This is a genomic window from Dialister micraerophilus DSM 19965 (assembly GCF_000194985.1).
GTDB lineage: Bacteria > Bacillota > Negativicutes > Veillonellales > Dialisteraceae > Dialister > Dialister micraerophilus.
Window position 1 is genome coordinate 87809 of the sequence record NZ_GL878519.1, and the last position, 23933, is coordinate 111741.

Consider the following 23933-nt stretch of genomic DNA (forward strand, 5'->3'; position numbering starts at 1 on the left):
TTAAGAGAATAGTTAGTCAACAATATTATTTAAAAAAATAAACGAAGAGTTATTTACTGAACTCTTCGTTCATTAATTCTCTTAAATAGTTAAACCTTTTTTTAAAAGATTTAAAGTTTTATCTTTACCGAATAAAGAAATCATTGTATATATACCGGGACCCTTTGTTTTTCCCGTTAATGCAATTCGAACAGGTTCAAATGCAAGTTTTCCTTTTATATTAGTCGTTTTCATTGCATTTGTAAAGCATTTCTTTATAAAATCATCTTCAAATAAATCTAATTTTTCAAGATTTTCTATAAAAGCTTGAAGAATTTTTTTACTTGATTCGGATTTCATAATTTCTTTATATTCTTCGTTCTTAATTTCTCCAATTGTTCTGTAGAAAATTTTCAGTTCTTCTTCTACTTGCATACCATATGACAATCTTTCTTGAACGTAGCAAACAACTTTTTTAAGCCATTCTTTACGCTCCGGAGAAATCGGTAATGTTTCGTATCCGACTTTAACTATAAAAGGCATCAAAAATTCCAGTAATTGATCGGGTGATAATTCTTTTATATAGCGAGAATTTATCCAGTTCAGTTTTTCAATATCGAAAACCGCATCATTTGATGAAACGCGATTCATAGTGAATTTTTCTATTAATTCATTTCTTGTAAATATTTCTTCTTCACCTTCAGGTGCCCAACCTAACAAAGCAAGGTAATTTACTATTGCATCAGGTAAGTATCCCATATCTTTATAAGAAGTAATAGAAGTTGCACCGTGTCGTTTACTCATCTTTTTGTGATCTGAACCTAGTATAAGTGATATATGTCCGAAAACAGGTGCTTCGTGTCCTAATGCTTGATATATAGCTATTTGACGCGGTGTATTTGATAAATGTTCTTCTGCACGTATTACATGTGTAATTTCCATGTCTATATCATCTATTACTACAGCAAAATTATATACAGGTATTCCGTCGGATTTCATAATTATGAAATCTCCCACTCCTGATGCTTGAAATTCTACATGACATCGGACCATATCATCAAATTCAAAAACACCATGTGTAGGAACTCTGAGTCGGACAACCGGCTTTCGTCCTTCTTCTTTATATTTTTTTTGTTCTTCAGCTGTTAGATTTTTACAGTAACCTTGATATACAGGAGTTTTTCCTTCTTTGAGTTGTGCTTGTCTACTTGCTTCTAATTCTTCAGCTGTATCATATGCATAGTATGCTTTATCTTCTTTTATTAACTGTTCTACAATTTTTTTATATTTTTCTAAACGCTCAGTTTGTCTATATGGAGCATGAGGACCACCTACATCAATTCCTTCATCCCAATTAAGACCTAACCATTTTAAAGATTCTTTTATATTTTCTTCAGATTCTTTAGTTGAACGTACCGTATCTGTATCTTCAATACGTACGATAAAATCACCATTCATATGTTTGGCAAGTAACCAATTAAATAAAGCAGACCTTGCTCCTCCAATATGAAAAGGTCCTGTCGGACTCGGCGCAAATCTTACTCTAATTTTCTTCTGCATAACAGTGCCTCCTGACAATCAAAGCTGTTGATAATGCAATTATTGCTTTATCATTTCCTACAGCATCTAATTTTTCATTTGTTTTAGCTTTTATACCTATTTGATTAATTTTTATTTTCAATATTTTTGATATATTAGTTTTCATTTCCGGGATATATTTAATAAGTTTAGGTGATTGAGCTATTACAGTTGTATCTATATTTGAAATAACAAAATTTTCTTTTTCTATAATTTCTGAAACTTTTTTTAACATCGTTAAACTTGAAATATTTTTATATTTAATATCTGTATCCGGAAAATACGTTCCGATATCTGATAATCCTGCTGCTCCCAATAAAGAATCTATTATAGCGTGAATAAGTACATCAGCATCTGAATGACCCTCAAGTCCTTTTTCATTTAAAATTTTAACACCGCCTATGATAAGCGTATTTTTTAAATTTTTTCTATGAATGTCATAGCCTTGACCTATTCTATACATAAGTTTATCTCTATCAATTATCTCACAAAAATGTTCCCAATCTTCAATTGTTGTAATTTTAAATAATTTTTCATAACCTTTACAAATTTTAACTTTGTAACCTGAATATTCCAATATGGATGAATCATCGGTTATTTCAATATTGTTTGAAGGTATTTTGGATATTGCATCTTTAAATATTTTAGTAATAAAAACTTGAGGTGTTTGAATTTTTATTAAATTATTTCTATTCAAAGTTTTTTTTACAATATTTTTTCTTTTTCTTTTATTGTATCGCTACAAGACAAAAATGGTATTGCACCAGGCGTATCTTTATCAATATTATTTAATAAAATCTTTATAATTTTATTGTTTATAAAAGGTCTTGCGCAATCATGAATTAATAAATAATCTGATTCTGGATCTACAGACAACAACCCGTTTTTCACAGATTCAAATCGTGTTTTTCCTCCTGACGTAAACTTAACTTTTACAGTATGTCGAATTTTAGAAAGTATATTTTTAAAAATCTCTATTTCAGAATTTTTAACTACTATAATTAATTCATCTATTTGATTTGAGGAAAAAATATTCTCTAAAGTGTACTGCGCCAACGTTTTATTTTCATGTTTTAATAATAACTTATTTAAAGAAAGTCCTACTCTGCTACCTGCGCCTGCACATAGAAGAATCATGCTGTTCATACTTGTTTTTCTCCTATTTTTGCAAAAATCATCTTTCCGGCGGCGGTTTGCAATACAGATGTAACCATAATTGAGACTTGTTTTCCTATTGATTTACTTCCATTTTCAACTACAATCATAGTTCCATCGTCCAGATATGCAACACCTTGACCTTCTTCTTTTCCGTGCTTTATAAGTTGTACAACTATTTCTTCACCGGGAATCAATACAGGTTTTACTGCTATAGCTAAATCGTTAATATTTAATACTTCTATTTCTTGTAATTCTGCAACTTTATTTAAATTATAATCGTTAGTTATTATTTTATATTTCTTTTGTCTTGCTAATTTTATTAATTTAGAATCGACTTCATTTACATCTTCAAAATCATCATTTATAATGATAACTTCATCTTCTTGTTTTTTTCTCATTTGATTTAATATATCAAGGCCTCTGCGTCCCCTGTTTCGTTTTAAAATATCAGATGAGTCAGATATTTTTTGTAATTCTTCCAATACAAAAACAGGAATAACTAAAGGTCCTTCTAAAAATCCTGTCTTAAAAATATCTGCAATTCTTCCGTCAATTATAATATTTGTATCTAATAATTTCCCGATCTTTTTATTTTTTGACTCTTTTCCGTGACAAATTATCCATTCCCAGATTTCAGCTTTTTTATTAATTCCCAAGTGCATACCTATATATCCTAAAACTATGCTGAGTACTACAGATATATAAGGTCCTATATAAGGTACACTTCTAAATGCAAGTCCAACTAAATTTGCAATTATCAGTCCGATAAAAAGTCCGGATGTCCCAATTAATAAATCTTGTAATGAATTTGCCGTTAATGATTTTTCTACATGTGATGTTAATTTAAAAAGTTTGTTTATTAAATATGGCGCTATGAAAAAACCTATAAATGCACCTATTATTGCATTTATAATTATTGATGCACCTGATATTATCGTAATTCCTAAAATCATAAAATTTAATATGTTTTCGGGCACTATTAACGATAATATAAATGATGTTTGTGTAGATAATGCAATTCCTAATATTGTAAAGAGTATTATAAAAATAACCCTTAAAATTTTTTCTGACATATAAATTCCTCTAATAAATAGTTTATATTGCATACATTAAGTTAATACAATAATTATATTATCACATAAATTAAGCTTTGAGTACAATTGTACTTATTTTATTTGTATTATTATTTTTTATTAAATTAATTGCATCATTTATATGTGCTATAAAATGTGTATATTTTAATAAATATAATAAATCATTTTCTTTAAAATATTTTTCTACATCTTTTTTGTTACCCATTGGTAAAATAAATTTTTTAAATTTCATTTTTATCGCTTCTTTTATACGTATTATTATTCCTGAAACAGGTAATATTTCTCCTGTTAAACTTACTTCACCTAAAACAATCATTTCTGCAGATATAGGTACATCGTTATTTATAGAAACTACAGCTAAAGCAACTGCCAGATCTACAGCTGTTTCTCGTACATAAATTCCACCGGGAATATTTATATATACATCATTTCTACTAAATAATTGATTTGCTCTTTTTTCAAGTACAGCAAGTAACATAGTTATTCTATTGTAATCATATCCTACAGTAACTCTGCGCGGCATATTCAGGACTGTTGCTACTGTAAGTGCTTGTACTTCAATGATAACTGCTCTCATTCCTTCTAATAATGTTGTTGCTATACTTCCGGGAATATTTGATGCTCTTTCTCTTAATAGAAATTCGGAAGGATTATTTATAGCTGAAAGTCCTGTCTTATTCATTGAAAATAATCCTGTTTCATCTGTAGAACCAAAACGATTTTTTACCATTCTGAGCATACGAAATTGATAACTTCGATCACCTTCCAAGTACGCTACAGCATCAACCATATGTTCCAACATTCTAGGTCCTGCGAGGTTTCCTTCTTTTGTTACATGTCCTATTATAATTAGTGCAATATTATCTCTTTTGGCTAAATTTATTAAAATGGAAGTCACGTCACGAATTTGTGTAATGCTTCCTATTGACGCATTCGAATTTGCTATAAAAACAGTTTGTATTGAATCTATTATGAGTAATGACGGATTTATTTTTTGTGTTGCGTTTATTATATTTTCTAAATTACCGTCAGACATTATATAGCAAGAGTCTTCAAACAATCCAATGCGCTCTGCACGCATTTTTATTTGAAATTCGGATTCTTCTCCGCTGCAATATAAAACTTTTTTATTTTTTTGCGCTACAAACTTACAAATTTGTAATATTAAAGTTGATTTACCTATGCCTGGTTCTCCACCGCATAATATCACAGATCCCGGAACGATTCCTCCACCCAAAACTCGATCTATTTCGGGAAATTCTAAATTTATACGTTCATTGCTTTTTGAATTTATTTCTGATATTTTAAGCGGCTTTTTTAAATCTGATTTTGAACTAAAAAATGTTTTAGGATTTGTAATATTAATTTCGCTCTCTTCATGCATACTATTCCATTCATTACATTGCAAACATTTTCCTACCCATTTAGAACTTATATTTCCACAATTACTACAAACAAACTTTGTTTTCTTTATATTCTTTGCAACCATAATATTACCCCAAAATAATAAGACATGAATTCACTCATGTCTTATTATACTACACAAAATTACAATGTATTGAAAACTAATTGTTTTTCATTATTTAAATCAATATTCAATTGACGTTTACCTTTAAGGTCTCCTTTTATAATCATATCTGAAATATTATTTTCAATTTTTTTCTGAATAAGTCTTTTTAAAGGTCGTGCTCCATACTCAAAACTATATCCTTCTTTTATCAGATATTCTTCAGCTTTATCAGATACTGATAATTTAACATGTAAACTATTCATTTTATTTTCAGTATTTTTAAGGAGTAATTTTATTATAGATTTTAATTCTTTTTCTTCAAGCGGTTTAAATACTATCATTTCATCAATTCTATTTATAAACTCAGGTCTAAATGTATTTTTTACCTCCTCAAGAATTTGTGTTTTTTGATTTTCAAATGATATTTCTTTTATATCCTTTCCGGTTATTTCAAATCCTAAAGATTTAATGTTTTTATTTAAATATTTAGCACCTAAATTACTTGTCATTATAATGATGCAATTTGTAAAATCAACCGTTCTTCCTTGTCCGTCAGTAAGTCTACCGTCATCCAATACTTGTAAAAGAATATTGAAAAAATCAGAATGTGCTTTTTCTATTTCATCAAATAATATAATGCTGTACGGTTTACGACGTATTACATCAGTTAATTGTCCTCCTTCATCATAGCCTACATATCCTGGAGGTGCTCCTATTAAACGGGATACTTCGTGTTTTTCCATATATTCGGACATATCAAATCTTACTAAAGCAGATTCATTACCAAACATGTATTCTGCAAGTGCGCGTGCCAATTCAGTTTTTCCTACACCTGTAGATCCCAAAAATATAAATGAACCTATCGGATGTTTCGGATCTTTCATTCCGGCTCTTGCTCTTCTAATAGCTTGAGCTACTGCATGAATCGCTTCATCCTGTCCTATAACTCTTTTTTTCAACTCATCTTCTAAATGTAACAAACGCTCTGAATCGCTCTGTTTTAAACTTTGCAACGGTATTCCTGTCCATTTTGAAACTACTTCTGCTATGTCTTCACCTGTAACAACTAACGGTTTTAGATTATCATCTTTTTTAGCTTTTTTATATTCAGCAATTTTATCTGATAAACTTTTAGCAATATCACGCAATTCGGCAGCTTTTTCAAAATTTTGTGAAGAAACTGCAGCTGTTTTTTCTTTTTGAACAGATTTCAATTTGTTTTCCAATAACTTTATATTGTCAGGTGATAATGAAGCTTGAATTTTTACTTTTGCTGAAGCTTCATCTATCAAATCTATTGATTTATCCGGTTGAAATCTGTCATTTATATATTGGGTTGATAAATCTACTGCATTTAAAATAGCTTCATCAGTAATTTTGGCATTATGAAATGCCTCATATCTATCTCTTAAACCCTTAAGAATTTTTATTGTGTCTTCACGGTTTGGTTCTCCGATTATTACAGATTGAAAACGACGTTCCAATGCGGCATCTTTTTCAATATATTTTTTATATTCATTAAGAGTAGTTGCACCTATACAACGTAACTCTCCTCTTGCAAGAGACGGTTTCATTATATTGGCGGCATCCATCGATCCGCTTTCTCCGGATCCTGAACCTGCACCCACCAAGGTGTGAATTTCATCAATAAATAAAATCCAATCTTTATGTTTTTTTATTTCATCTATTATCTTTTTTAATCGTTCTTCAAATTCACCCCTATATTTTGTACCTGCAACAATAGAAGCAATATTTAAAGATATAATTTTACAATTTTTCAACATTTCAGGTACATCTTGAGTTATTATTCTTTGTGCAAGACCTTCAGCAATTGCAGTTTTTCCTACACCCGGTTCTCCAATTAATACCGGATTATTTTTATTTCTTCGCATTAAGATTTGAATAACACGATTTATTTCATCTTGTCTACCTATAACAGGGTCTATTTTACCTTCTTTTGCACGTTCATTTAAATCAATTGCAAATTCGCTGAGTTCACCTAATGATGAATCTTTCTTGTTATATGAATCTTCTGATAAAACCTTGTTAAATGCATCTATTATTTTTTCTTGTGTAACATTGAAATAATCCATAATTTGCATTATGAAGTTATCACCTTCATGAAGTATAGCCAGAAGAAGATGTTCCGTTCCTACATATTGCATATGCATTCTATTTGCTTCTTCTACAGAAGTAACTAAAATACGTTTAGTTTGCGGAGCTACATATAATTCATCAGCTGAAAGAATTGAATGTTTTTTATAGCTTTTTAAAATTTCTAATAAGTTTTCTTCCGTTATTCCTACAATAGATAAAATTTTACTACCGGCATCGTCTTTTTCATGTGCAATACCGACCAAAAGATGTTCCAACCCAATGTATTCGGAATTTAAACTCGATGCAATTTTTGCCGAGTATTTCCATGCATTTTTTACGCCTTCAGTATATCTGTCTTCCATTAGTATCACTCCTTAATTTTAATTTTCTTTATTTTTCAATTTAATTTTGTCACGAATAACTGCAGCGCCTTCGTAATCTTCAACTTCAACAGCTTTTTTTAATTTTTCTTTTAAAATATCAATATCTGATTTTTTTTCTTTTGAATCCAACTTCTTTGTAAATAAATCAGATATATTTTCAGTATATCTATCTTTTTTTATTAAACTTGAATTTTTATTATCTATCCTAAAATAATTTGATATATCATCAACATCTTCAAATTCATAAAAACTGTTATCTAAAAATTTATTCATCATGTAAAATGGATCTTTAATTCCGCTAATTTGGAAATTTTCTTTATTTGCACAAACATGACATAAATTATATTCAGTTCTATTTCCGTTTATTATAAGAATTTTATGTATTGAAGCTCTATTTTTACCACATTTTTCACAATTCATAATTCATCCCTCCAATATAGTTTTTACCCTTTTTGTTAAAGTATTTATTCCTTTATTAATTTTAGAATCAGGACAATAATCAAGAAATGTATGTACAGCTGTCATAAATAATGAAAATTGTACATCATCAAAAATATTACTTTCTTGTAAATCATTTAAAAGTTTATTTAATATTTCTTTTTCATTTATCGGTTTTACGATAACAGGATAATTTTTAACGGAAGAAATTTTTATATATCCCCCATTACCACGTCTTGATTCAACTATAAAATTTTGATTATCTGAAAATCTTGTATTTATTACATATGTTATTTGCGATGGAGCACATTCCAATTCATTTGCCAATTCTCTTCTTTTTAAAATAATTCCTTCATCTTCTCTGCTACGTAACATTTCCAGAATTATTTTTTCAATTTGATCTGATAAAATGTTATTCATAATTTACTCACCTCTTACTAAATTAAGTATAAAGCTCAAAAGTCAAAAAGTCAATAGGTTTAAAAGTCAAAAAAACAGTCGTTTTAATCCGACTGTTTTTTTAGATTTAATTTATATATTATTTTTTGAGAAAAACCTTTTCTTGCTAAAAAAATAATTAATTTATCAGGATTATTTTTATATAAATTTGAAATTTTAAACTTCAAATTTACTATTTTTTTTGCAGCATTTAATTCTTCAGTCTCCGATAAATCCAAATTAATATAAAGTCCTTTTTGTTTTAACTTTTGATGAATCATTTTATTACTTAATATGTTTTGATTTTTATAATAATTAAATAATTCTATTGATAATTTTTCGTCATTTATATAATTTAATTTTTTTAACTTTTCAATAGTTTTATTTATTTCTTCATTGGTATATCCTCTATTTTTAAGTTTATAAGTTATTTCATATTCACTTTGGGATTTATAGTTAAGAAGCCTTAAAGCGGCTTGATAAACATCTTTTTTATTTTTCATCATCGTTTCCGGCAATTACTTCATCATTAAATGTTTCAGGTTCAACCATTAGAGTGTCTCTTATTATTTTATCGATTTCTTTAGCAATTTCAGTATTATCATGAAGATACTTTTTTGCATTTTCACGTCCTTGACTTATTCTTTCACCTTTATAAGAATACCATGCACCGCTCTTTTTTATAATATCCATATTTACTGCAATATCTAATAATGTACCTTCTCTAGATATACCTTCTCCGTACATAACATCAAATTCAGCTACTTTAAATGGCGGTGCAACTTTATTTTTTACAACTTTAGCTCTTGTACGATTTCCTACAACATCAGTACCGTTTTTTATAGCTTCTCCACGCCTTACTTCTATACGAACTGATGAATAAAACTTTAATGCTCTTCCACCTGTTGTAGTTTCAGGATTACCAAAAACTATTCCCACTTTTTCTCTTATTTGATTTATAAATATAACGATAGTGCGAGATTTACTGATTATACCTGTTAATCTTCTCATAGCTTTACTCATTAATCTCGCTTGTAATCCTACAGATTGATCGCTTATATCGCCTTCAATTTCTTGCCGTGGTACTAAAGCCGCTACTGAATCTACAACTATTATATCTACAGCTCCGCTTCTTACTAAAGATTCACAAATACTTAAAGCTTGTTCACCGCAATCAGGTTGAGAAATTAATAATGCATCTGTATTTACACCCAAATGATGTGCATAAATAGGATCCAATGCATGTTCGGCATCTATAAAAGCTGCCACGCCTCCGATTTTTTGTGCTTCTGCTATAGCGTGTAATGCTAATGTTGTTTTACCTGAAGATTCCGGACCGTAAATTTCTGTTACTCTACCTCTCGGATATCCTCCTACACCTACTGCTATATCTATAGCTAAAGAACCGGTTGATATAACTTCGATATCCAATTTACCGCGCATATCACCTAATCTCATAATTGCACCGGCACCAAATTCTTTGGTTATTTGGTTTAAAGCACTTTCTAACGCTTTATTTTTTTCTTGTTCTATAGCGTTTTTTGACATACAAAGCTCCTTTCTAAAATTTCATTGTTAATATAATTAATTAAATATTCTATTGCTTTTTCAGTAACTTTAATTCTTATTTGATTTCTGTTTCCATAAAAAAACTCTTTATATACCTTAACGCCCTTTTTGCTTGAAATTCCTATAAAAACCAAACCTGTAGGTTCATTTGAATTCATAAGATGTGGACCGGCATATCCTGTAGTTGATATTGAAAAATCCGAACAATATAATTTACGTACACTTTGCGCCATTTCTTTAGCTACAGGTTCACTTACAGCAGTAAATTTGTTTATTAAATCTATAGGTATATTAAGAATTTTCTCCTTTGCAGTATTTTGATATGTAACAACTCCACCTACAAAATAATTTGAACTTCCGGGAATATCTGTAATTGTTTTTGATACTAATCCGCCTGTACAAGATTCGGCAACAGATATTAAAAACTTGTTTTCTAATAATACTTTTTTTAATTCTTTTAATTTAATATCTATAGCATTTTCCATTTTAATCAATTCTTTCTGCTATTAAATCATATGAATACCCATCTATTATTTTTGTTTTTATGAAATCACCGGGGCAAGCATCACCGAAATTATAAATATATGTATTACCATCAACATCAGGTGATTGAAAAGAAGTTCTTCCCTTAGCTATTAATTTTTCTCCATCTTTAATTATATCTTCTATTAAAACTTCTGCTTCTTTACCTATAAGTAATTCATTATTTTCTTCAGAAATACCTGCTTGAATTGACATAAGTTTATCATATCGTTTTTCTTTAACATCTTCAGAAATTTGATTTTGCATGAGTGCTGCAGCGGTACCTTCTTGTGGGGAAAATTTAAATGCCCCCATATTATCGAATTTAATTTTTTTGATAAATTCGCATAAATCTTCAAAATCAGATTCTGTTTCTCCGGGAAATCCTACCATTAATGTTGTTCGTATTGTTATATAAGGAATATTGTTGCGAATTTTATTTAATAATTTAAGAATACTTTCACTTGTGTCTTTTCTGTTCATTCTCTTGAGAACATTATCACTTATATGTTGCAATGGTATATCTATATATTTACAAATTTTTCTTTCTTTTGAAATTAAATCAAGTAATTCATCAGTAAAATTTGTAGGGTATAAATAAAATAATCTAATCCACTTTACTTCAGGTATTTTTACTAATTGTTTAAGTAATAAAATTAATGAAGTTCCGTCTCTTAAATCTTGACCATAACAACTTAAATCTTGTGCAATTAAATTAAATTCACGAACACCTTGCTTAGCTAAATTTCTTACTTCAGACAATATTGATGAAATAGTTCTACTTCTCATGGGTCCACGTACAAAAGGTATGTAACAAAAAGTACATCCTTTATTACAACCTTCAGATATTTTTATATAGGACATATATGATGGTGTTGTTAACTTACGTGGAATAAGTTCTTCAGATGCACATGGTGTGCAATTAAATTCATATATTTTTTCATTTTCTTTCTCATAAGATTTTTGTACGGCTTTTAATATATTTCTCCATGAATCTGTTCCGATAAATATATCTATCTCAGGTATTTCTTTAGCTAAAGCTTCTTTATATTGTTGTGTAAGACATCCGGCAGCCACAAGACGTTCACATTTACCGGTTTTTTTGTAATTTGCAATTTCCAAGACAGTTTCAATAGACTCTTGTTTTGCGGGATCTATAAATGTGCATGTATTAACAATAATTACATGTGCTTCTGATAAATCATTTGTCAATTCATATCCTGCATTTTGCAAAATCCCTACCATCATTTCAGTATCTACAAGATTTTTTGAACAACCCAAACTTATAAATCCCAACTTTTTAGCTTTCACCAGCTAATTCCTCCCAAATCTTATTTTTTCTACCCATAAATCCAATAAAGTTTTCTTACCCTCATCACTATAATTTTTTTCTAAATCCCAAAATATAAGATCCTTTCCGAATTTATCTGAATTAACTTTCATATCATTACTATAAAGATAATAATTTTTATTATCTTCCATATTCTTTTTATAATTTGAAGAATCTAAAATCCAATTTATAAATTCAACACTTTCTTTACTATTATTTTCTTGTAAACTTGCTATACCATATAAATACCATGCAGTTCCATCAATTGGATATGAAATAATAACGGGAAGTCCTTCTTTTTCTGTTCGTTTAGCTTCATTATAATCAGAAATTCCTATATCACATTTATCCATTGCTGCCATACGAGAAGGTGTAGACAGATATTTTCCGTATTGAATTACATGTTTATTTGCAATCCATAATCTATCAAAAATACCATCTTCTCCAAAATGCTCCGTCATTGACATCAATAAATCTTTTGTTATATCCGATGCAATAAAATCCGTCACACTTAATCTGATATTTATATGATTAAAAATTTCATCCCAACTATATACAAAATCAGGATTATTATCTGCAAATTTTTTATTTACTATAAAAATAGTAGGATTAATCCAAATTCCTGTCCAAAAACCATCTTTATCTTTAAAAATATTAAGAACTGTATCTGTTTTTTCTGAAGTAAATTTATAAATTTTCCGCATAGATTTTAATTTATTTAAATTTTCTTGAGATGTTATAATTATATCACTTTTTTTCAATATAACAGGATCAATATTTTTTAAATTAACAGTATTTATATAATTAACTTCAACATTTATTTTTTTAGAATTATAAAAAGATTGCTTAATCGGTTCAAACATATCAGATGGTAAGTCTGTGATAACTACAACTTTTTTTGCATCTGCAATTACTTCTTGTTCCTTTTTCTTGTGTTCATCAGCATAATAAAAAATATAAAAACATGCCGATAATGTAATAACTAATAAAAGAACAATGGCAAAAATTCTTTTCACAATTATCCTCTTTCTAAAATCAAGTATTTTTTAACTTAATTTCCAATTCATCTTTAGAAATTAAAATTTCTCGTGGCTTTGCACCATCTGCACCCGAAACAATCCCCATTGCTTCCATTGTATCCATTAATCTGCCGGCTCTAGTATATCCTATTCTAAATCTTCTTTGTAATGCTGATACTGATGCACGTTTAGTATCTAAAATCCATTCTGCAGCTTCTCCTAAAAGTTCATCTTGTTGTGATTCAAATGGAACAATTTCTTTTATTTCCGGTATTGATAAATCAATTGGTTTATTATCAAGTTTAATTAACCCTGATGAATTTTCTTTGATGAAATTTGTTATGTTTTCTACTTCTTTATCTGTTATAAAAGCTCCTTGTACACGTATAGGATAAGCAACACCTGAAGGATCAAACAACATATCACCCTTTCCAAGTAATTTTTCAGCGCCGGCTCTGTCTAGAATTGTTCTTGAGTCAATTTGAGATGATACAGCAAACGAAATTCTACTTGGAATATTGGCTTTTATAACACCTGTTATAACATCTACCGACGGTCTTTGTGTCGCCAAAACTAAATGAATTCCTGCAGCACGTGCTTTTTGAGCAAGTCGACATATAGAATCTTCTACGCTGTCGGATGCAACCATCATTAAATCTGCCAATTCGTCTATTATTATAACCATATAAGGCAATTTCAATTCAGGTTTTGCTATATTGAAACCTTTAATATCCCTAACTTTATTTTCCGAAAATAATTTATATCTGTGTTCCATTTCTCTGACAGCCCAATTTAATGCTCCTGCTGCTTTTTTAGGATCTGTAACTACATCAATTCTTAAGTGAGGAATTCCATTATAAATTGAAAGTTCCACTACTTTAGGGTCTATCAAAATTAATTTAACATCGTCCGGAGAACTATTATACAGAATACTGGTAATCAAAGTATTTATACATACACTTTTTCCGCTACCAGTTGCTCCGGCAATTAAAAGATGAGGCATTTTAGACAAATCGGCAACTACGGCATTACCTGCTATATCCTTCCCCAATGCTACTAAAATATTTCCTTTCCCACGTTTAAATTTATTATCTTCAAGAACATCTCTTAATGCCACTTCGGAGTTTTTTTCATTTGGAATTTCTATTCCAACAGCAGATTTACCTGGAATAGGTGCTTCTATACGAATTTGAGTGGCAGCTAATTGAAGTGCAATATCATCAGATAAATTTTCAATTTTTCTTACTTTTACTCCCGGTGCAGGTTCTATTTCAAAGCGTGTTACGGACGGACCTATACTTATATTAATAACTTTTGCGGAAACACCGAAACTTTTTAATGTTTTTTCTAATAAATCCGCTTTTTCTTTGGCTATATCAAAATAATTTTCTGAAATTTTGATACTTTTATGAAGTAATTCAATAGGAGGAAATTTATATCCTGAGCGTGTTTTTATCTCTTTTGAATCATCTTTATCCAATTCTTCATTTTTATCATTTAATGTTTCATCAATATATTTTTTTATAGATTTATTTTTAACTTCAGAAATTGAGTTTTCTTTTATATGTTTTTTCTTAGACGATTTATATAAAAAATCATTTGATTCTTCTTCATTTTCAGAAAAAAATTCAGGTTTTTTTAAAGTTTGACTTTTCTTCTTAATTGTCTTTTTCACTAAAATTAATTTTTCTTCAGTTTTTTTACTTATTTTTTGAACACCTGAAGAAAGAGACCATTTTGTCAAAAACAATATATCTATTACTAATAATAAAGTTATTAATATTGTTGTTCCGATTTCGCCAATCATCCATCTGAATGACCATGTTATTGAACTTCCAATTATTCCACCATATTCCGTAATATATTTCATATCAAACTCATATCCGGTAGGAACCATAATATGTGTATAAAGTGTAGCTATTAGAAAATATGAAAAAAAAGCAAGAAGTAATTTTCTATTCCATGAAAAATTACTTGCTTTTAATGTATAATATCCTCCCCACACAACTAATCCTATTGCCGGAAATATTGATAAAATTCCAAACAGTACAGAAAAAGCTTGTGTAATAAGATCACCTATAACTCCCGTATTAAATCTCAATATTGAAATTATTACAAAAACTCCTAAAAATAACAAAAATAATCCTGTTAATTCATAAGATAATTTGCTTTTATTTTTTTCCTTTTTATTACAGAACTATGATTCTTTTTATTATTCATAAAATCTCCTTAGTCGTGTTTATCATTGGTAAAAGAAATCCATTCTTTATATAACTTTTTTTCTTCACCTTTAAGTATAGGTTTATAATAAATATCTTGTTTTAATGTCTCCGGAAGATATAATTGATTTACCCAACCTCCAAAATCATGTGGATATTTATATTCTTTTCCATATCCCATTTTTTCAGCACCTGAATAATGAGAATCTCTTAAATGGATAGGTACTTCTCTGATTTTTGTTTCTTTTTCTCGCTTTTGTGCTATGTTTATAGCTTTATATGCACTATTACTTTTGGGAGAAAGACAAATATATATAACAGCTTCTGATAAAATTATTCTTGCTTCAGGAAATCCTACTCTATCTGCCGCTTCAGCTGCAGATGTTGCCAATACCAAAGCGTTTGGATTGGCAAGTCCTACATCTTCTGCCGCAGATATAATTATTCTTCTTGATATAAATTCCGGTTTTTCTCCACTTTCTATCATTCTTGATAAATAATGAAGTGCGGCATTTACATCACTGCCTCTCATACTTTTTATAAATGCTGAAGCTACATCATAATGATTGTCACCTTTCTTATCATATAAGAATATTTGTTCGCCGGCAACTTCTTTTACTAAATTTTCTGTTATTGTTCCGTTCGGAGCGACTAATGATGTGACTTGTTCTAATAAGTTTAATGCAATTCTTGTATCGCCATTAGCAAAAACTGCTATTTCTTTTAAACTTTTTTCATTATATTCATAATTATATTTTCCTAAACCTTTGTCTTTGTTTGTAAGAGCATTTTTTAAAATAGATATTATATCGTCTATTGATAATTCTGTAAGTCTTACTAATCTTATTCTCGAAAGTAATGCTCGATTCAATGAAAAGTAAGGATTCTCAGTAGTTGCTCCAATAAGTGTTAAGGTGCCGTCCTCTGTATATGGAAGCAATACATCTTGTTGAGATTTATTAAATCTATGAATTTCATCTATAAAAAGAATTGTCTTTTTATTATAAAATTTTAAATTTTCTTCAGCTTTTATTGCTATTAATCGAATTTCTTTAATTCCATTTTCAGTAGCATTAAACTTTATAAAATTTGATTTTGTAGTACTTGCTATAACTTTTGCAATAGTTGTTTTACCGCATCCGGGTGGTCCGAATAATAATAAAGACGGTACTAAATCTTTACAAATCATTTTATATAAAAAAGATTGACTTCCTATTGAATTTTTTTGACCTACAATATCTTCAAGTTTATCGGGACGCATTCTGTCTGCAAGCGGAATATAAGTATTATCTTGTTTAATATCAAATAAAGAATCCATAATTGCCTCTATAAAAACAAGCCGCTAAGTTCCCTTAGCGGCTAATAATTCACAATCCCCACCATGTCGTTGATGCTGTATTTTGAGTCTGCATAATTGCAGGTGGGTGTTCTCCTGAAACATTTTGTTAGTCCCCTTTAAGGGGCTTTAACGCCACAATTCAACTTGAACTCCCTAAATAAAGGTGTTGGTTCAAAATATAAAGCTGCACGTGCACAGCAGGGGTTTTCTTAATTTCAGTTTATCAAAGGTATGTTTTTTTTTCAAGTATACGCACCAAAACGTTTACCGATTAAAACAAATCTTTTTCTGTTTTTATTGATGTTTTTATGTGCAGTTCTCTCAACTGTTTATCAGATACTCCTGAAGGCGCCTGAGTCAACGGATCAATTGCACTTTGCGTTTTAGGAAACGCAATAACATCTCTAATTGACTTACATTTAAGCATTAACATAACTAAACGATCCAATCCGAATGCTATACCTAATTCAGGCGGTGCTCCGTATTGGAAAGCTTCTAATAAGAAACCGAATCTTTCTTCAGCTTCTTCATCACTTAATCCTATTGCCTCAAATACTTGTTTCTGTAATTCAGGTTGATATATACGCAAACTACCTCCACCGATTTCAGTTCCGTTAAGAACCATATCATAAGCTTTTGCATATACTTTCGAAGGATCTGTTTTTAAATATTGTATATCTTCATCTCTAGGTGCGGTAAACGGATGATGTTCTGCTACATAACGTTTTTCATCTTCATTATATTCGAACATCGGGAAATCCGTAACCCAACGGAAGCAAAATTCATTTTCATTTATGAGATTTCTTCTACGAGCCATTTCCAATCGTAACTCTCCCAATGCATGTGCAACAATCTTGGGTTTATCAGCGATTAATAATAACAAATCACCTTCTTCGGCTTCACAGAATCTTCCAATTTCTCTAACTTTTTCTTCACCTAAGAATTTGGTTACTTGGCATTTTAATTTTCCGTCTTTTTGGAATCCCATCCAAACCATGCCCTTAGCACCATAACGACCTACATAATCAACAAGATCATCTAAATCACGTCTAGGTATATCTGAATATCCTTTAACATTGATTGCTTTAATAACACCACCGTTATCTACAATCGAACGGAAAACTTTGAAGTCACATTCACGCAATAAATCTGTCACATCATAAAAATGCATGTCAAATCTTAAATCAGGTTTATCAGAGCCATAAAGATTCATAGCATCATCCCATTTAATTCTCTTAAATGGAACCGGCACATCTATATTTAATATTTCTTTAAATAACTGCTGCATCATACGTTCCATCAATGAAAGAATGTACTCTTGATCTTCAAATGAAGCTTCTATGTCCAATTGAGTAAATTCAGGTTGTCTGTCCGCACGAAGATCTTCATCTCTAAAACATCTTGCTATTTGGAAATATTTTTCAACACCTGATACCATTAACAATTGTTTAAAAAGTTGTGGAGATTGCGGTAATGCAAAAAATTCTCCGGGATTTACTCTGCTAGGAACTAAATAGTCACGAGCACCCTCAGGTGTACTCTTAGTCAATATAGGTGTTTCAATTTCTAAATATCCATGCTTGTTCATATATTCTCTTATGTTATGAACAATTTTATGTCTCATAATTAAATGATTAAGCATTTCCGGACGTCTTAAATCAATATAACGATGTTTTAAACGGATATTCTCATCTACGTCAATTCCATCCTCTACGTAAAAAGGAGGTGTTTTTGATTTGTTTAAAACTCTCATTTCAGATACAACTACTTCAATATTACCGTTTTTCATCTTTTCATTTATTGTATCTTCACTTCGCTCGCGAACAACACCTTTTACAGCAAGTACATATTCGGAACGAACATCTTCCGCTTTATGGAAAGCTTCTTCACCATGTTGTGGACTGAATACCAATTGAACTATACCGGAACGATCTCTAAGATCTATAAAAATCAAACCGCCATGATCACGTCTTGTTTGAACCCAACCTGCCAATGTAACTTCTTTTCCGCATTCAGCAATAGATACATTGCTACATTCACAAGTTCTACGCATGCCTGTCATTGTTTCCATGTTTTGCACCTCTCAATATATTTATTAATAATAATATCCTTTAGTTAATTCTTTTGCAAGAAAATATCAAAATTCAAAATTATTATATACACATTTTAAGTACTGTAATAATTTTAATTTTAGTGATATTAAATAAATCGCATCATTTAGATTAAAATAACATAAACATTTTACTACATTATGTAAAATGTTGTAAATAATCATAATCAAACAGTAATTATTCGTTTAAAGCACAATATTCACAGTATCCATAAAATTTAAGTTGATAGTCGACAATATTAAATCCTGTTTCGTTTTTAATCTTATGTTTTACATCATCCATAAAATCTCTGGAAAATTCAAAAATTTTTCCACAATTCAAGCAAATTAAATGATAATGTGAATTTGCTAAATTATGATCATTTAATTCATAACGGCTTCTACCGTCGCCAAAATCAAGCTTTTTTAATAAATCTAAAAAAGTAAATAATTCCAAAGATCTATATATTGTTGCCAATCCTATTTCAGGATTAGATTTATGTACTATTTCAAACACATCTTCTGCACTTAAATGATTTTCAGAACTATCAAGAAATGCTTGCAATATAGTTTGTCTTTGCGTTGTAAATTTAAATTTGTGTTCACGAATTTTCTTTTTTAAAATATTCATGGCCGTAGATTTTTTCATAATTACACTTCCTTTAGAATTATTTGTAACGTTCATAAAACCACATATGCCTTAATACAATTTGAAGCACAGCTATAAACGGTACAGAAACCATCATTCCTATTACACCGTATAATTGTCCTCCTATTAATACTCCGGCAATAATTACTATAGGATGTACTTTGATTATAGACCCCATTAATTTCGGCATAATTAAATGTGCATCTAATTGCTGTACAAAAATATAAAATATAGTAACTTGAATCGCTGTAGACGTGCCTTGAAGAAGTCCTAAAACTATAGGTGGTAATGCTCCGATAATAGGTCCTACAATAGGTATCATCTCAAGAACACCTGCCAATAAACCTATAACCAAAGGATATGGTATGTCAAACATACTCATTCCTATACAAACAAATATAGTCATAATTACAGAAAGCAATAATTGTCCTCTTATATAAGCATGCAAAACATTATATATTTCTGAAAATAAAATATTTAAACGATTACTATATCTTTCAGGAAATAAAGAAATAAATAAATCTTTAAACACACTACCTTTTTTCATAAAATAAAAAGTTATAAAAGGAACGACAATCAATTCAAGTAATGTGCTTGCAACGCTAAACACTGCAGATATACTGAATTGTGCCAATTTTAATGTATACTCACCTATATTTTGAATTACTCTTGCTATAACCGTTTTAACTTCAGGAGGTAAAAGACTTAATGAGTAATTCTTTTCTAAAGACATCATAAGCTGTTGTAATGCATTTAATGTGTCAGGAACATTTTTTATAAATGCTCTTAATTCATTAATAAAGGGTACAAAAATATGAACTCCGATAGAATATACAATCGTAATAAAAACTATAAAAGAAATAATTATCGAAAAATCATATGGAAACCATTTAATTTTAAGCTTTAATATATTTTTTTGTATAAATTTAGCAAGCGGATTTAACAGTATGGCTAAAAATAGTGATATTCCGAAAGGGAATACAACAACAGGGGCAAAAAATAATAAAATACCAAAAAAAACAACTATTGTTACTCTAAGCCAAAACTCGGTTCCTTTTCTCATACTAAGTACCTCTTACAAACGGATTATTTTCACGTTCAAATTTAATAGAAGTTGTAATTCCATGTCCGGGCATAACATCTGTATTATCAGGTAATGTAAACAATCTATTTACTATACTGTTAACAAGTTGTATAAAATTACCACCCGGAAAATCTGAGCGTCCTATTGTTTTATAAAACAAAGTATCACCTGTAAATAATATATTTTCAGATTTTATATAATAACAAATACTTCCTATTGTATGACCCGGTGTTGTTATTATTTCAAATTCGACATTTCCAAAATTTAATTTTTCTCCATCTTTTAGTAAAAAATCTACTTTATCATAAATTAACGTTCCTGGAAATAAATATGATAAATTAAAATTCGAATTTAAAAGTGTTTTTTGTTCTTTTTCTCCCATATAAACTTTTGCATCAGGAAAACTTTCTTTTATTTTTAAAATTCCGGCAATATGATCTATATGTGCATGTGTTAAAAGTATAGCTTTAATTTTTATGTTTGATTTTTTAATTTCAGACAAAATATTTTCAACATCAAAAGAAGGATCTATAACGACAACTTCATTTATATTTTCAAAATAAATAATATAAGTATTATTTTGAAGCGGGCCAAGAATTACTTTTTCTATTTTCATATATTACCTAAAACATTTTTTGACTATCTAAAAGTATAGTTACAGGTCCATCATTTTCTAAAGATACTTTCATATCTGTTTGAAATTTACCGGTTCCTACTTTAACATATTTTGAACACATTTCCACAGTCTTTTCATATAATTCATTAGCACGGTCAGGTAATTCAGCTTCTATAAATCCCGGTCTCCTACCATGTCTTACATCTCCATATAATGTGAATTGTGAAACTAATAATAATTCTCCACCACTTTCAAGTAATGATTTATTCATTTTTTCGTTTTCATCTTCAAAAATTCGCATATTAATAATTTTATTGCAAATATATTCACAATCCTTTTCCGTGTCGCCCTTTTTTACACCTAATAATACCAACATACCCTTACTTATTTTTGAAGTTTCAACCCCATCATTTACTACACGAGCCCAATTACATCTTTGAATTACCGCACGCATATTTACTCCTTTATTTTGAATGAATACGTCTTACAAAACGTACACCTTTTATTCTACGTATTTTTGTCATAATATATTCTAATTGTTGCAAATCTTTTACTTGTATTCCCAAATCCATTTTTGCAACACCGTTTTCATTTACATTTACATTGGCAGTAGAAACTGACATTTTCAATTCGGTAAATACAGATAATACCTCTGACATTAGTCCACTTCTGTCATAACTTATTACTTCTATATTAACTAAGAATTTACTTACTATTTGATTAGACCATTCTACATAAATTCTACGACCTTGTTCAAACAGATTGAGTGCATTTGAACAATCGGCACAATGTACCGATACTCCACGGCCTCTTGTTACATACCCTATAATTGGATCACCAGGTAACGGATTACAACATTTTGCCAATCTTACAAGTAAATCTTTTTCACCTTTTACTAAAATACCGTTGCTATGTGTTTTATTTTTATTATTTCCCTTTAAACCTTCAAGTGTTTTTAGTGTTTTTTGTTTTAATATTTTATCCGGATTCAAATCTTTTTCATAAAAATCTATTATTTTTAAAATAACACTTCGTGAAGATAATCCTCCGTAACCGATAGATGCCATCATATCATCTACAGATGAATTGGAATATATTTTAGCCGCTGAATTTATACAATCATGTGTATAAATTTTTTTCCAATCATAGCCTAACTTAGTTGCTTCTGCTGTAAGTAACTCAATTCCTCTACGTATATTTTCTCCACGGTTTTCACGCTTAAACCAATTGCGTATCTTTGACTTACTTTCTGTTGCACAAACCATATTTAACCAGTCATAACTCGGTTTGCCTGTTTTTGAAGTTACTATACTTACAATATCACCGTTTTTTAATTTCGTTTCCAATGGAACAATTTTATTATTAATCTTCGCTCCTACACAATGATTGCCTACATCAGTATGTATACGATATGCAAAATCAATAGAGGTAGATCCTTTAGGTAGATTTATTACATCTCCTTTAGGTGTAAATACAAATACTTCATCAGAAAATACGTCTAATTTGACAGCATTCATAAGTTCTTTGGGATTTTCGGTGTCTTGCCATTCCAAAATTCTGCGCAACCAACCTATTTTAGAGTCAAATTTTTGTGAATTATTTGAATTTCCTTCTTTATATCTCCAGTGTGCAGCAATACCGTATTCAGAAACATGATGCATTTCCCATGTACGTATTTGAATTTCTACAGGTTGTCCTTTAGTACCTATGATAGTTGTATGCAAAGATTGATACATATTAGGTTTTGGTACCGCAATATAATCTTTAAATCGTTTCGGTAAAGGTTTCCACAGAGAATGCACTATACCTAATACTGCATAGCATTGCGGTATAGTATCTACAATTACACGAACTGCATAAAGGTCATAAATTTGTGATAATTCTCGATTATCACGCTTCATTTTTTTATATATACTATAAAAATGTTTAGGTCTTCCTGTAATAACCGCTTTTATATTTGTTTCATCAATTTTTTCCTTTAAAACATGCATTGTATCTTCTACAATAGCTTCACGAACTTGTCTTTTTTCTCGCATTTGACTAACTAAATCATAATAATCTTCAGGATATAAGTAATGAAAACATAAATCCTCAAGTTCCCATTTTATATTATATATTCCTAATCTATGTGCAAGAGGGGCATAAATTTCTATTGTTTCTTTAGCAACACGTTGTCTTTTTTCTTTACGAAAAACCCAAAGTGTTCTCATATTGTGTAATCTGTCGGCAAGTTTAATAATAACTACACGAACGTCTTCTGCCATAGCCAAAAACATTTTTTGGAAATTTTCAAGCTGCTGATCTTCTTTATTTTTATACTTGAATTGCGAAAGTTTTGTAACTCCATCAACCAGAAATGCTATTTCTTTACCAAATTGATTCTCTATATCTTCTAAAGTTGTATCCGTATCTTCAGCTACATCATGTAATAATGCCGCCACAATTGCATTTCTATCTAATTCTAACTCAGAAAGAATATATGCAACTGATAAAGGATGAAATATATACGGCTCTCCTGTTGCGCGTTTTTGCCCGGAATGTGCTTTATTTGCCAATTCAAATGCTTTTTTTATAAAATTTATATCATCTTGATTTGAAATATACTTTTTAACTCTATTAATTAATTTTTTATATGCATCTTCAATTGCTTTTTCATAATAAGTTTCAGAAAGATTTTTATTATTTTCACATTTTTGATTATGTCGCATCAAAAAATCTGCAAGTTTTGATGCAGATGCATCCGTATATATAGTTGTATCTACTAAATCATTAGCTATTAAATTTTTGTCTTCATTCAGAAATAAATTTTTATTCATTAAATC

The 23933-nt window shown here is 29.5% G+C and carries 20 protein-coding genes, 1 other RNA gene and 1 pseudogene; all 22 read right to left on the reverse strand.

Going from position 1 to position 23933, the window contains the following annotated elements; all coding sequences use genetic code 11:
* Nucleotides 1-81 precede the first annotated feature (81 nt).
* Entirely contained in the window at nucleotides 82-1539 is a 1458-nt protein-coding gene (gene gltX, locus HMPREF9083_RS00440; RefSeq protein ID WP_007555417.1) for a glutamate--tRNA ligase, read from the reverse strand.
* On the reverse strand, nucleotides 1523-2020 hold the full coding sequence (gene ispF / locus HMPREF9083_RS06360) for a 2-C-methyl-D-erythritol 2,4-cyclodiphosphate synthase (protein ID WP_256998191.1): 498 nt from the start codon (nucleotides 2018-2020) through the stop codon (nucleotides 1523-1525). The genes gltX and ispF overlap by 17 nt, the downstream gene beginning before the upstream one ends.
* Nucleotides 2021-2116: 96 nt before the next feature.
* Nucleotides 2117-2703: pseudogene (locus HMPREF9083_RS06365) on the reverse strand (IspD/TarI family cytidylyltransferase); the annotation flags it as partial.
* On the reverse strand, nucleotides 2700-3788 hold the full coding sequence (locus tag HMPREF9083_RS00455) for a PIN/TRAM domain-containing protein (RefSeq protein ID WP_050784956.1): 1089 nt from the start codon (nucleotides 3786-3788) through the stop codon (nucleotides 2700-2702). The pseudogene HMPREF9083_RS06365 and the gene HMPREF9083_RS00455, both read right to left, overlap by 4 nt.
* 70 nt (nucleotides 3789-3858) lie before the next feature.
* The gene (radA, locus tag HMPREF9083_RS00460) at nucleotides 3859-5298 is read right to left on the reverse strand and encodes a DNA repair protein RadA (protein WP_007555421.1); all 1440 of its coding nucleotides are present in this window, start codon (nucleotides 5296-5298) and stop codon (nucleotides 3859-3861) included.
* Between the two features lie 59 nt (nucleotides 5299-5357).
* A complete protein-coding gene (locus HMPREF9083_RS00465; protein WP_007555422.1) occupies nucleotides 5358-7778 on the reverse strand; it encodes an ATP-dependent Clp protease ATP-binding subunit in 2421 nt (806 codons plus the stop codon).
* A gap of 18 nt (nucleotides 7779-7796) precedes the next feature.
* Nucleotides 7797-8219 (reverse strand): UvrB/UvrC motif-containing protein, encoded by a 423-nt coding sequence (locus tag HMPREF9083_RS00470; protein ID WP_007555423.1) that lies wholly within the window; start codon nucleotides 8217-8219, stop codon nucleotides 7797-7799.
* 3 nt (nucleotides 8220-8222) lie between these two features.
* Nucleotides 8223-8657: a CtsR family transcriptional regulator gene (locus HMPREF9083_RS00475; protein ID WP_007554536.1), complete on the reverse strand. Its 435-nt coding sequence runs from the start codon at nucleotides 8655-8657 to the stop codon at nucleotides 8223-8225.
* Nucleotides 8658-8740: 83 nt separating this feature from the next.
* A complete protein-coding gene (locus HMPREF9083_RS00480; RefSeq protein ID WP_155800548.1) occupies nucleotides 8741-9178 on the reverse strand; it encodes a regulatory protein RecX in 438 nt (145 codons plus the stop codon).
* Entirely contained in the window at nucleotides 9168-10223 is a 1056-nt protein-coding gene (gene recA / locus HMPREF9083_RS00485) for a recombinase RecA (protein WP_007554543.1), read from the reverse strand. The genes HMPREF9083_RS00480 and recA overlap by 11 nt, the downstream gene beginning before the upstream one ends.
* A complete protein-coding gene (locus HMPREF9083_RS00490; protein WP_007554574.1) occupies nucleotides 10205-10729 on the reverse strand; it encodes a CinA family protein in 525 nt (174 codons plus the stop codon). Before HMPREF9083_RS00490 ends, recA begins: the two co-directional genes overlap by 19 nt.
* Nucleotide 10730: 1 nt before the next feature.
* Nucleotides 10731-12077, reverse strand: a complete 1347-nt coding sequence (gene rimO, locus HMPREF9083_RS00495; protein WP_007555426.1) for a 30S ribosomal protein S12 methylthiotransferase RimO — start codon at nucleotides 12075-12077, stop codon at nucleotides 10731-10733.
* Nucleotides 12078-12080: 3 nt separating this feature from the next.
* Entirely contained in the window at nucleotides 12081-13112 is a 1032-nt protein-coding gene (locus tag HMPREF9083_RS00500; protein WP_007555427.1) for an ABC transporter substrate-binding protein, read from the reverse strand.
* Between the two features lie 19 nt (nucleotides 13113-13131).
* Nucleotides 13132-15252: an FtsK/SpoIIIE family DNA translocase gene (locus tag HMPREF9083_RS00505; protein WP_007555428.1), complete on the reverse strand. Its 2121-nt coding sequence runs from the start codon at nucleotides 15250-15252 to the stop codon at nucleotides 13132-13134.
* Between the two features lie 92 nt (nucleotides 15253-15344).
* Nucleotides 15345-16652 carry a replication-associated recombination protein A gene (locus HMPREF9083_RS00510; RefSeq protein ID WP_007555429.1) on the reverse strand — a complete coding sequence of 436 codons (1308 nt, stop codon included), beginning with the start codon at nucleotides 16650-16652 and terminating at the stop codon, nucleotides 15345-15347.
* 51 nt (nucleotides 16653-16703) lie between these two features.
* A non-coding RNA gene (gene ssrS, locus HMPREF9083_RS06200) (6S RNA) lies at nucleotides 16704-16880 on the reverse strand.
* Between the two features lie 64 nt (nucleotides 16881-16944).
* A complete protein-coding gene (gene aspS, locus HMPREF9083_RS00515) occupies nucleotides 16945-18744 on the reverse strand; it encodes an aspartate--tRNA ligase (protein WP_007555430.1) in 1800 nt (599 codons plus the stop codon).
* Nucleotides 18745-18961: 217 nt separating this feature from the next.
* Nucleotides 18962-19411, reverse strand: coding sequence for a Fur family transcriptional regulator (locus HMPREF9083_RS00520; protein WP_035062772.1), 450 nt, complete (start codon nucleotides 19409-19411; stop codon nucleotides 18962-18964).
* A gap of 19 nt (nucleotides 19412-19430) precedes the next feature.
* The gene (locus tag HMPREF9083_RS00525; protein ID WP_007555432.1) at nucleotides 19431-20474 is read right to left on the reverse strand and encodes an AI-2E family transporter; all 1044 of its coding nucleotides are present in this window, start codon (nucleotides 20472-20474) and stop codon (nucleotides 19431-19433) included.
* 1 nt (nucleotide 20475) lies between these two features.
* Nucleotides 20476-21111, reverse strand: coding sequence for an MBL fold metallo-hydrolase (locus HMPREF9083_RS00530; protein WP_007555433.1), 636 nt, complete (start codon nucleotides 21109-21111; stop codon nucleotides 20476-20478).
* A 7-nt stretch (nucleotides 21112-21118) separates the two neighbouring features.
* Entirely contained in the window at nucleotides 21119-21565 is a 447-nt protein-coding gene (gene dtd, locus HMPREF9083_RS00535) for a D-aminoacyl-tRNA deacylase (protein WP_007555434.1), read from the reverse strand.
* 10 nt (nucleotides 21566-21575) lie between these two features.
* Nucleotides 21576-23927, reverse strand: coding sequence for a RelA/SpoT family protein (locus HMPREF9083_RS00540; protein ID WP_007555435.1), 2352 nt, complete (start codon nucleotides 23925-23927; stop codon nucleotides 21576-21578).
* Nucleotides 23928-23933: the final 6 nt, after the last annotated feature.